This window comes from Desulfonatronospira thiodismutans ASO3-1 (genome assembly GCF_000174435.1).
Taxonomy (GTDB): domain Bacteria; phylum Desulfobacterota; class Desulfovibrionia; order Desulfovibrionales; family Desulfonatronovibrionaceae; genus Desulfonatronospira; species Desulfonatronospira thiodismutans.
This window is the reverse complement of record NZ_ACJN02000002.1, coordinates 36054-48818: the sequence shown is the minus strand read 5'-3', so window position 1 is coordinate 48818 and position 12765 is coordinate 36054. Positions and strand designations below refer to the sequence as shown.

The window sequence follows — 12765 nt, the reverse complement described above, 5'->3', positions numbered from 1 at the left end:
GGTTTAATGCCCTTCGGGCTTGCTCTGAGAGCAATTCACCCAGTTAAACAGACCTCTGGTCTACGGCATAGCCGTGTTTAACCGGGTAAAACGGGACAGGCGGAAAGCCAGGCCCAAAGCTCATTTTTATTGATTTATTGTTCCCACGCTCTGCGTGGGAATATCTTCCGGACGCTCCGCGTCCACGCTTTTTTTACTTGAGTGAGGTAATTAAAGGTTGACATGGCAAGCCTTTCCAGGTTAATTGATTGTTTAAACATCTGATCACTTCAGGTTAGTTGAATTATTTATCAGGTTAAGATTCAATGATTTTGGCTACTTACCGGGTAACCATTTTGTATTGCAATATTAAAGCTAATTTTATAAATAGGTAATTGTTCTGCCCAAGTTTATAGTCAAAAAAATTATCGCACAAGGTTCAGGTTCTATCGCATGTTTCGACATCACAACTGTCCAGATTTGTTTTAGGTCCAACTGCCTGCAATCATAAGGATTGTTTTAATATGTTAACAATTAACTTTAATTTCAGTTCTCAAGTGATCAATATTAAGGCCGTATCTATTTGACTTTTCAAAAACACTTAACTCGCAAGCTCTTAAGTCTTTAAGTCTGTTAAATATATAAATTCGATTTTGTAACCTTAGCAAGGAGGAAGCTAGGTATGGCTACCCATGAATTTTTTTCTGATCTTTTTGAATTTCCGGAGGGGGTTACCCACGTTCGCCTTTGGACAGGTGAAATGGAAGGCGAAAATCTTCTCGGTGGCTCAGCTGTAGAGTCAGATATGAGCCTTGGACGTGGCTGGTTTAATGTCAACGACCTGGACAAAATCAGTCTCAGTGATATTCCTTCAGGTCACAACAAACTCTATTCCCAGTTTCATTTTGAAGACGGAACTACTGAGGAGTGGCAAAGTCAGACAATTGGAAATACTCCAGCTTCTGATGATTCCGCTGATAGTTACACCTTTGAAGATCTGATAGATTATTCCACAGATGTAACTCATGTTCGCCTCTGGACAGGAGAAATGAATGGTAATGATGTAATTGACGGTTCAGTTGTCGAGTCTACATCAGGTTTAGGGCGTGGCTGGTTTAGCGTAGAAGATCTTAAAAGCTTGGATTTATCTTCCATCGCAGCCAATCACAATTCTCTCTATGTTCAGGCCCATTACGATGATGGAACTACAGGTGACTGGAGCAATCACGCTGTTGATTTCAAACAGTTTAATGGTGACTCTCCCGCCTCTGATGATTTTCCTACAGTAGATATTCAGGCAGAGGAACAGTCAGATAAAGTTAGCGTTCTTGATAGTATTGATAGAAATACCACCCTGGATCAGATGTTTACCTATACCCAGGATGTAGAGTGGTTCAAAATCACCATAGGCGATAACGAGCTGAATAACGGCAAATGGTTTAGAGCCGATACATTGAGCAGTTACACCTATACTTTAAATCAGGCACGTGATGGTGTTCCTATAAGCTACCAGTACTATGACGGGCAAGACATCTCGGAGTGGTACTCTCATGATGTAGAGCCTGTACTTCCTACCCAGAAGTTCACCCTCACTGAAGCTATCGGCGAAAAAGAGGACGTATATGTCGATGTAGACCCGATTACTGAGACACATATTTACTGGGGGTATTCCCTGTGCAGCGACTGCGATGACCCCAAGGGCATTTCATTGACTCGCCTGTTCCAAAGTTTGGGCGGAGAAGACGGAGATGGTATTCTAGGAGCCTTAGACGGCATTTTTGGATTCGGGGAGCCAATGAAAATTGAAAGCTTCCAGCCCATTCTTGATCAAATCAAAGCAATCACCGAGGCTGGAGTACTGGACGATCTGCAGGGTGCCGGAGCTATCGGAGAAGAGAATGATAATGTTCAGGTGGTGGAAGGCGATTCAAATATAATCTTCTTCGAAGATGATGGCACAGTAGTTGTTGAGCAGGTTCAGGGTAAAGAAGGCGACTACACAGGTAACTATGAAATAGTACTAAATATAGATAGCGCTGATGTGGTAGATGGTGAAGTGACCTTGAAGCTTGAGGCTTTTAATTTTCTGCACAATCTGCTCTTTGACGAGGACGGCTACTCGCGCCTGTTCGAAAAAGAAGTAACATATATGCCTCAGGTTAAGCTGAGTGAACTTTATCCTGATGCTGAAATTACAAAATATGGCGAAGATGCGGATCAAGACATTATGGTAGACCTCCATGAGGTCAAGGTAGAAGGCGGCAAGTACTTTAAGCCCATCGTACTTACTCCTGACACCAACAATGGTGGCACCATAGAAGAAGGCAACACCAGTGACAACGATACCCTGATAGAGGCTGGTCGCCTTGATCTGTTGCACCAGGCTTATATTGACGGCGGTGGCGGTTACAATACCCTGGAAGTAGACGCCAAAGGTCATTTCGCACAGCCGCTGCAGATGATGAACATTCAGCATGTAAGCATTGAAAACCTGCCCAACATCTATACTTATGATGATGTAGACGCTGACAATATTGGAGACGACTTCAATTATGGGCGTGATGGTGACGGTGATTTTCCGGATCCTGGTTATGGCTTAAGCGACAACCAGAACTCCATCCTCGATCTCGCCCGGGCACTGGATCTTGAGAAGCTGACTATTACCGAAGGCGGTTATCAGGGTCTTTTTGATGATGAAAATCTCAATGCTGGCAATCTGACTGTATCCGGCATTCGTAACGCAGCTGAACTGCACCTGCAGGGCGGTTTCAACAACCACCTGAACCTGCATTATGGCCGGGACAACACTGGTGATGGCATAGACATTGTTCTGCACAATGTCGATTTTAATCCTTCTGGCGATGCTGCTGAAGAAGGGCCTGATGGAGCACTTGGCTTCAACATCGCCCACAATGCCAATACCTTCAACTTCGACTCCCAGGGCGGAGACAACCATCTGGGCAATATCTCCAGCCTGTATAACGCTACCCTGACCACCATCAACGTCACCGGCTCTGCGCATCTGCACATTTCCGGAGATCTGAATAATATCTTCCGCGATGATCGTCCGGCTACATTCAATGCCTCTGAGAATGAGGGCGGTGTAGACATCAATTTTGATGGCCAGGAGCGCATCGTTTTTACTGGTTCCCAGGCTGATGATGAGTTTACTGCCGAAAATACTCGTGAAGTGATAGTTAATAATGCAGCTGGATCAAATCGCTATATTGTTGAGAGCAACGCTGATGCTTATGAAGACGGACACAGTAAGCTGCTAATCGATATCACAGACGAGACCGGCAACAACAAGTATGACCTGACCACAACAGAAGGCGGACACGTCCTGGTTTCAGCTGAAGGTGATGGCTCTAATGAGCTTGAGCTGTATGTTAACACACCAGAAGAAAACGGGAGCGAAGCCGAGAAAGTAGATATATACCTGGCAGGTGATCACAATGACGTAGAGATAGAAGGCGACATTGAGCTGGCTGACATCGTTCTGGGTGGCGATTATGGCGTTGTAGATATTGACGGCGAAGTCGAGACCCTGAATGTTACCCTGGAAGGTGGAAATGGTCAGGTATATGCAGAAGAAGTCACAGAAGCCAAAGTAGAAGCTTTTGGCGGTGACAATACAGTAGACCTTTATGGCGAAGATATCTCCGTATCCCTTGCTGGGGATGGCAATAATGTCTTCCTGAATGGTTCTTATGAATCTGATGGCCTTGGATATGGTGAGTTTACTAACGGTGCCTTGATTAATATCGAGTTCACAGAAGACGGCAGCAATGACGTCATTCTGGGTCATCCAGACGATGACCGAGAAGGCGGCGATGCTGGCGTAACCGCTCTGGAAGGCTCTTCCATAACCGGCGACGATGTTGCTTTGACCGTTCTGGAAGCAAGCGATCTGCGTGCAGCTGAGTTGGATGGTATCAACTCAGTGGTCATGAATGATGAGTTGACCCTTACTGTTGAGCAGTTTTTGGAAATCGGACCAGAGGGTTTTGAAGCCTATCGTGAGGTGTTTGGGGCAGAACAAACCCTGAACCTGATTGTAAAGGACGACACAGATCTAAGCGGTGTAGATTTGTCTTCTCTGCGTGACTTCAATTTCCATGTTGGAGGTGAGGTAGCACAGGCATCCGGAATCGAACTGAATTTTCTCATCACAAAGGGTGCAGAGTTAACTCTGACTGCCGAGCAGCTGCACTATCACGTAGATGAAATTGAAAGTGAGAAAGATACAGTAGGAAATGATCTCTTAGGTTCCGTCAAAATCGTTGGAGCTGGGCCTACATTCGATCCCTATACTGGATTTGAGTCAGACTACGATTTTGGTGGCTCCCTCTCCAGTGACTTTGATGGATCCGGAAACGTGACAGTTATTCGAGATGGTGACTTTGAGCGTCCTGGCGTAAGTGACACAGAGGATACTTTGACTCTGGTAAGCGACGAAGTAAGCCCCATTTCCGAAGACTTCACCACGTTGGCTCAGACCTTAGAAATTGTTGGTGACCAAGACATGGTCTTCGATGATGGCGCAGTGGTAAATATGACTACCAACGCCAAAGACGGCTTTACCCTGGATTTCTCTGGTTTGCAGGGCAACATGGAAGGCCTGACCCTGGCAGAGATCGGCGGAACCCGTACCATCAAAGAAATAATCGGAAACAGCAGCGATACCCGCATTGATCTTGAGCTGGATGGCAATGTTGGAGATGAAGATGATCCCCTGGTCACATCCGGAGTTGAGACTTACGTTGTTACCGATATGGACGGAAAAGACCGCTTTGTTTTTACCTCAGAAGTCACCAGAGATGTAGAGACACTGGGTCTTAGCGGCAACTATGAGCAATATCTCGTCTATCATAATGTTGAGCGCGGAGTAGATTTCCTCATGGAAGTCGATCTGGATAAGTATGACGGATACAGCGTGGGCACCCTGATAGGAAATTATGCTCGTTCCGGAGCTGATGCAGTAGTAAACGTAGAGCTTGCCGAAGGTGTTGACCTGCCTCAAGGCGAGGTAATGAAAGTTGCCGGCATTATGCTTAACAACGGCGACAATGCCACAGTTAACGTAACTGGCGGTGATACGGTTATTGAGGGTCTGGTAGGATTAAACGAAGAAATCTTTGAGGATTTTAGAGAATTCCATCCGGACAACTTAGCAGGCCTCACAGACGTCACATTTACCAGTGATAATGATGTTACCCTCAATGTTTATCATTTCAATTCTATGCTGGAATCTCTGGATGCCAGCGATGTAGATGGCGATATGACCCTTGTGATTGGCAAGGAATTTAGAGGAGTGGAATTAGGAGCAGTCAACTTTTCCGAAACAGATCTTACCGGTATTGACAAAGTAGTATTGGAAGAGGGTACCGAACTTACCCTGACTGCTGACCAGATAGTGGATATCACGGTAGACGATATCTCCGGCGAAGGTAAGCTTAACGTCACCGGTCTCTCCGATCAGGAAATTGACCTCTCAGCCATTGATGTGGATAACATCGGCACAGTGACCATTGCTGACGGCGACGTGATCACCCTGAATGAGAATACCAATCTTGGTAGGCCTGAAGAGGTGGAAATCGAAGCCAAAGAAAGCGATACTATTCTGGAGATGACTCAGGAGCAGTTCCTGCAGTTGAAGTATGCAGCTGAGGATGAAGGCTATGACATGGCCAGAGTGCATAGCGATAACGCAGAAAGAGACCCCTCTACAGGAAGATACTATACTTCCACTCTGGTACTTACCAGCCTGAGCAATGACTTCGGTGGTGATCCTCTGGATTTAGGCGGAGTTGAGACCGACAAACTGGTTATGCAGCTGGATAACTTCCAGGGAGAGGAAGGCACCAAAATAATAAATTTTGGTGATGGTATGGACGCTGATGATCGCCCTGATGTGCGCTTTGAGCTCTCAGGTGACAACGACATTACCAATGTTGAGGAAGATAACCTCTACGCTCCACAAAATCTGGAAATCCACTTTGCATCTGACGGCGAGTTTGCTGTAACCGCAGATCAGCTGCAGGCGTTTACAGAAGCTGGAGCCGAGTTCAGCACGGCTGAAGACGTATCTGCGACCATTAATATTGCAGATTATGAAGATCAGGTGTTCTATGCAGATCTATCCGAGATCTACGAGTCTGGGATAGTTATGGATGCTCCTGGTGTCTGGGTATGGGATTCAACAGAAGAGGTTGAAGATGGCGAGGAAATAAGCGTACTTAATATCTTCTCCGACGGCCTTGATTACACCGAGGTAGCCGAGATTGATCCCACACACCTGAATGGTGCAGAAGATTATGACAAGCTGGTAATCACCGGTGATCAGGATCTGTCCATTGTCGAACCCATTAACTTCCTGGGTGAAGACTTCACTCTGGACTTCTCCGGACTGGAAAGCAAGCTGGGCTGGGATGCTGACGATGACCGTGGAGCCAGCTATGTGACTATCTCCAACTTCGAAAATGTTGCAGAGGTTATCGGCAACGAAGAATACACCAGGCTTAATGTTGAGCTTAAAGGTGATGTTGCTGAGGCAGGCATGGAAAACGGCCTGAAATCCAGCGGCGTACACACATACGTTATGACAGACCTCAGCGAAGAAGACAATGATGGTGTATCGCATAACTTCTACGTCTGCGACCTGACCAAGGACCTGCAAACCCTGGGTCTGCAGAAGAACGGTGGAGACACCATTCATTTTCAGCAGGTCAACTGGGGTGTAAACTTCCTTATGGAAGGCGACGGTGCTGAGAACTGGAACGACTTACCCAAGGCTGATGGCAATCCCAATCAGTCCAACATTGGTACTTTGAAGGCCGATTTCTTCCATGAAGGTGCACCTGCAGTTGTAAATATCAACAACCAGGGCCAGGAACTGGGAGTGACTTCCGAAGATGAAGCCAGGGCACTGGTGGTTGATGGCATTGAAATGAATAATGCCAAGAGCCTTGATGTGAATGTTGAGGACGGCAATGCTCAAATCGGCAGCATCTTTGGTGTAAATGAAGGCGTTGATATTGGCGAAGATGACTTTGCAGGCCTCGAAGACGTAACATTCAGCAGCGACTATGATGTCACTCTGGATGTGCACCATTACAATTCCGTGCTGAAGTCCATCGATGCCAGCGACGTAGATGGGTATATGACCCTGGTGGTACAGGATGCAGATGAAGCACCTGGAGTCGACTTCTCCAGCACTGAGCTGACAGACATCGATGCCATAGTTATGGAAGACGGTTCTGATCTGACTTTGACCATGGATCAGATTCAGGCAATCGAGCCGCAGAACATTACTGTGCAGGACGAAGACGATGACGAAGCTACCCTGAACGTTGCTGACTTCAGCGATGAGCAGGTGGACTTCTCTGATATGGGTGTTGGTGAAGGCGTCAATATTGGCACAGTCACCATACTTGAGGGTTACGTAGGCGCACTGGATACAGATACCGTTCTGACCGGTGTGGATAAGCTGGTTATCCCCGAAGATTCCGAGCTGACGATCAGCGGTCAGCAGCTTTTAGAGCTGTTTAAGAGCGGAGCTGCTGTAGAAGGTGACGGTGCCTTGAACATCGAAGGTATTACTCAGGATCAGCTGGATGAAGCAGTAGATGCCTTGGACAATGATGCTGAACTTAACATCGGCGACGACATAACACCGGGTACGATCACATTTGATGGTGACGTGAGCATTCCGGAAGATCTTGGTCTGAGCAATCTGGATGTTGGTGATGGATCCTTCACTATAGTTCTTAGTGATGGTCAGACTATAGGCATTGAAAACTTCGACCTTGCTGATGGCCTGAAGATCGAGGGCGAAGAAGGTGCTACTGATAAGCCTCTGGTGTGGTTTAAGTTTATTGAACAGCCAGACTTTGAAGATACCATTGATGTAGGCCATTATCACTTGGTGGATCTCAAAATCCGTGACGAACTGATCAACAACTTCAGTGATAGCCAGGCTATTGAAGACCTCCTGGAAAATCTGGAAAACGCTTCCATACTGAACATAGAAAGTGTACCTCCTGAGGAGATACCATATGCCAGGTTCCGCGATGTTGTGGTTGAACCGGATGCAGTGCCTGACGGACTGACATTCAGTGCTGGCAAGTACGATGGTGCAGATGGCGAGAATGTTGAAGAGGTACGTGAGGTAGTCCTGACCCTGCAGGCTGATGGTGAAGATGCTGCAACAGTTAATGGACCTGTCGTAATTAATGATGGTGTGCATCGTGATCAATACACCATGCTGACCATCAATACAGAGGATATCTCAGGAGCCCAGGCTCTAACAGGCGATCCAGTAGTTATTGCCGGTAATATCGAGACTGATGGAGATAAGTCTGGTGAAGAAGGCGATCTGCTGGATATAACCATTAATGCTGTAGATGTGGACTTGGAGATAGAAGGTCAAATCGTATTCAGTGCAGAAAATGTAGATGAAGCTACAGCAACCTTGACCCTTACCGGAGACGCCAACGTAGATATCAAGGGGCTGGATACCACAGACTCGGCCATCGATCACCTCGTGATTGATACGGATGACTATACCGGTACCTTGAACATCCCCGGTGGATCAGATTCTCTGGAGATGGCTAATACCGAGACCTTGACCTTCACCGGTGGGGAAGAAGAAGCCTCCATTGTGCTGGACACAGTAGATGGCGGAGACGATCTTGAAGAGATTGATGCTTCTGATTATGCCGGTGATCTGGACCTGGGTGAGGTAAAGAACATCAACAGTGAAGACTTCACCTTTACAGCAGGAACCGGTCAGACCGAGATGGAGTTGAATGGTAACGAACTTGATGGTGTCTGGAGCTTCGACTTCAGCGATGCTGCTGAGAATAGCGTATTTGAGATAGGTGCTAATGCTTGGATCGCCGGTAGTGTTCTAAACATTGATCTTGGCGATGAAACTGTGCTTAGGATCAGCGAAGATACTGACTGGACCGTTTTAAACCGTCTGGATATCGACCAGAATCAGGAGATTGATCTTAATGGCGCTGAGTTGACCCTGACTGCTGCCCAGGCCGACGGGTTAAACATAGGTGGTAGTGGCACTGTCAATATCCAAGACCTTGGTGAAGCTGAAACCGATCTTAGCGGCATAGCTGATAATATTGCTGGTGAGGCAACACTTGACAGTGATGTAGTTGAGCTGCATGAGGACACAGACTTGGGTGACTTCACTGTAGTATTGGGTCGACTGGATGACTTCTCCCAGGTAATCGGTTTTGCTACTGAGGAGCAGGCTGATGGAAGGGAAGTCATTGTTCTTAAAGACAATGGTGATCCAGTAGGCGATTCAAACGCCATCGCTTGGCTCTTTGATACCATCACTGACAAGCCCATAGATGCTTCTGGCTACAGCGGTGATATCAAGAGACTGTTTGTCAGGGACGAGCTGGTAACTGATGATCCCGAAGTTGAAGGATACTGGGAAGGGTTGAATCGTGGAATTGAGATCATTAACATCCAGTATACAGGAGACCTGGAAGAAACTCTGGATGTAGTGAGACCTGTTGACCGTATTTTCGAAGTGGCCGGGTTCACTCAACTCGAAAGTGGGCTTGATCTGCTGGAAGGCGAGGATAAGCAATTCTATAAAAACGTAGATGTCCAGATGGGTGGAAGCGTTGAGATCGAAGACCTTACACTGAATTCCTTTATAGACCCTACAGAGGTCCGGAATCCTGAAGAAGCTGTCTTCGAAACTCTGACTATTACCTCTGGTAAATTTGATACTGGAAGAGTATTTGACCGTTTCGACAACGTTTTTGCTCCCGAAGACTGGGCCGCTGGTGGCTTTGATGATGATGACAATCCTTTAGGAGAAGACGGAAATCCGCTTGTTCTCCCTGGAGCCAACACCATAGGCAATATCAGCAGCGGCGATGGACTGAACCTGCTTAACGTGGTGCTGGAGACAACGCCGATCGCGAAAGATGAAGATGGAGATGTCGTTGATCCAGTTCCTCTGTACGTTGGAGACATTACTTTTGACCGTGCAGAGGATGATGATGACAATGCCAGCCTTACTATAAGCGGTTCAGAGGATGCTGAAGTCTTCATAGACAGGCTGGTCCTCACCGATGATTCCCTGACTAACGAAGTAAGCGATGACGTATACGAAGTGGTTTTTGATATTGACGGTACTGGCTATCTTGGTAAGTACGATGACGAAGAAGAAGAAATCATAACCGACACAGTCATAGAAATGGATGCTGCCGAGGAAGGAGCCACGGCAATCCTGAATACTGATATGGCAAACGTTGCTTATGTAAAATCTATCGAACTGGGTGATAACATCGAAGAGTATGAAATATACAACACAGATGCACATCTGCATGTAATCGGCGGCAGCGCTGCTCTGACCGGTGACAACCTGGAGAGTCTGACTATTGAAGGTAATGTAACAATCGGAAGCCCTGACTGGGATTCTGTTCAAACGGTGAATGATGATTTCTATAACGTCGGAGCTGACCAGGCATACGGTATTGATGCCGGTAATCTCACCGAGGTGACAGTTGGTGATGCTGAAGAATCCAGACTCTTTTTTGAGAACATCAATAGCGAAGAGTTCAACTTGAGTGGTGATGGTAATGTTGAAGTTGTATTGCTCGACGTTGAGCTTGATGCTGACGGCGAGTGGACTTTCCAGGATACAGGCGAAGTTAGAATTACCGGTTCCACAGACCTCTCCAACGGTGGCGATCTTACCATTGAAGGCGACTTGTTGGTTGATGGTGAAGTTGATCTGACTGATCTGGATAGCTTTGAAGGCAGCCAAGATAAATTAACCATTAATTACGCATCTGTCCTTACTGCTGACAGAGAGATACTTAATCAGTTCAGTGAGTATGAGACATCAGGACCTGTTGAAGACGAGGATGTAGAGGAAGGCAAACTCCGCCAGGTAGACGATGAAATCACAGCACGTGATGGCATTGGTCACTACATCCTGGATACTGACGAGGTAGATGACGACATTACCTTTGACTTTGATGGTCAGAACCCCAACCTGACCCGCGAAGGTGATGATGACCATGTGGTAACTCTGACTGGTCTGAGCGGGTTTCTCAGTGAAACTACCTGGACCGGCTTTGAGGAAGATAACGATGTGCTGCAGGTTTCCAGCGACATAATTCTGACAGAGGTTAATGAAGGTGACGACTTTGGCGGCATCACCATTCTGGATATCCCAGAAGGTGAAACTAGAGTCACCATGACCGCTGATCAGCACGACGAGCTGGATGAGGTCACCGGTGAAGGCGAGCTGACTATCGAAATAGTAGGTGGTGTGGATACCGAAGGTCTGGAAGGAGTCCACAGATACATCCTCGATAAAGGAGAGGAAAACGTATTCACCGTGGCAGACTACAACCAGACCGTAGAGGCCGGAAATGAGGGAGATATCCTGAACGCCAACACCGGCGCAGACACCTTCGTACTCGGAGATGGTGAAGACACTGTGGTCTATGATGATGCTGAGCAGAGCCTTGTTGTTGAGAGTTTGGGCGAGGTAGAGCGTGTTTCTCCTGGAGCTGATCAGCAAGCTCAGATCACCCAACTGACGTTCCTCACTGATCCAGAAGTAGATTGGGATGAACAGAACGACTGGGAGTATACCTTTAATATTATCGCGGGCGAGGACTCGGGTGTTAATGATGTGACTGTACCAGTTACACTCGTTGACCCAAGTGACCGTGCTGCTGTCGTAGCGCAGATCCGAGATGAACTTAATAATGATGGTGATTTCAGTGCTGACTATGAAGCTGAGACTACGGCCGCTCAAGGTCAGCTCAGAATCATCGGTCGTGAAGAGGGTGAGGACCAAACCTTCACCGTTGACCTTGAAATTAAAAACGATCTTAATGAGGAACAGGATAACGAGGATTACATCCAAAATCCGGGCGAAGAAGGCGAAGACGTCGGTGAGGAAATCCAATCTGCGGCTGATGAAGAGGGCGGGTCTATCGTGATCTCCATCGATGATGACGCTGCAGAGAAGATTAATGGTCTCAACTTCCAGATTAATGAGGATGACGGTGAAGGCTTCCAGCGTGTCGACGATTACTTGCCCGGCTTCTTTGAGAATGTCGACGATGTAGAGAAGCTCTACCTTGAATTGATTGCAGATCATAACTGGGACGACGGTGTTTCACCTTTCGATCAAACTATTGACTTTGAAGATGCTTATGATGAGGACGAAGGCGAGTTGACCCTCACACTTGAGGATGTGGGCCATTCTATTGAAATGGCAGACGGATACGATGCACCATTTGCCTTTTACTACAACGATAAAGTAAAAGGATTTGAAGAAGGTGATTCCCTTGACTTCAGCGATCTTGGACTGACTGAGGACAACTGGCTTGATGAAGCTATAGAAATCGGCGATGTAGAGTCCCCCTACGAAGCTGCACATATTGCCGCGACTGAGTTGGAGGATGATGATGACAAGATGTTTGGCTTCTTCGAATTGGAAGGTGACACCTACATCTACGGTAACCTGGGCGACGAAGACACAGTCTCCAGCGATGACCTGATGGTAAAGCTGGTAGGAGTTGACGGTGATGACCTTGATGTAGAAAACGGTTCCCTGGTTTGGAATGGTTAAACGCTAACCACTTCAACTGTCACAGCTGAAAATAACCATACCCCCGGCTCCACATGGTTGGAGTCGGGGGTATTTTTTTTTGGGATGTTGACTACGATTGGAACCTGACAGGCAAGGCCTTTATGCTTATTCTGCGAGACTTGCCAGGG

The 12765-nt window shown here is 47.0% G+C and carries 1 protein-coding gene; it reads left to right on the top strand.

Annotated elements, in window-relative coordinates:
• Nucleotides 1–661: 661 nt before the first annotated feature.
• Nucleotides 662–12616, top strand: coding sequence for a hypothetical protein (locus DTHIO_RS06495; protein ID WP_008869528.1), 11955 nt, complete (start codon nucleotides 662–664; stop codon nucleotides 12614–12616).
• Nucleotides 12617–12765 lie beyond the last annotated feature (149 nt).

Excerpts from the sequence above, each read along its gene's own strand:
- DTHIO_RS06495 (WP_008869528.1), top strand. The coding sequence starts at position 662 with ATGGCTACCCATGAATTTTTTTCTGATCTTTTTGAATTTCCGGAGGGG.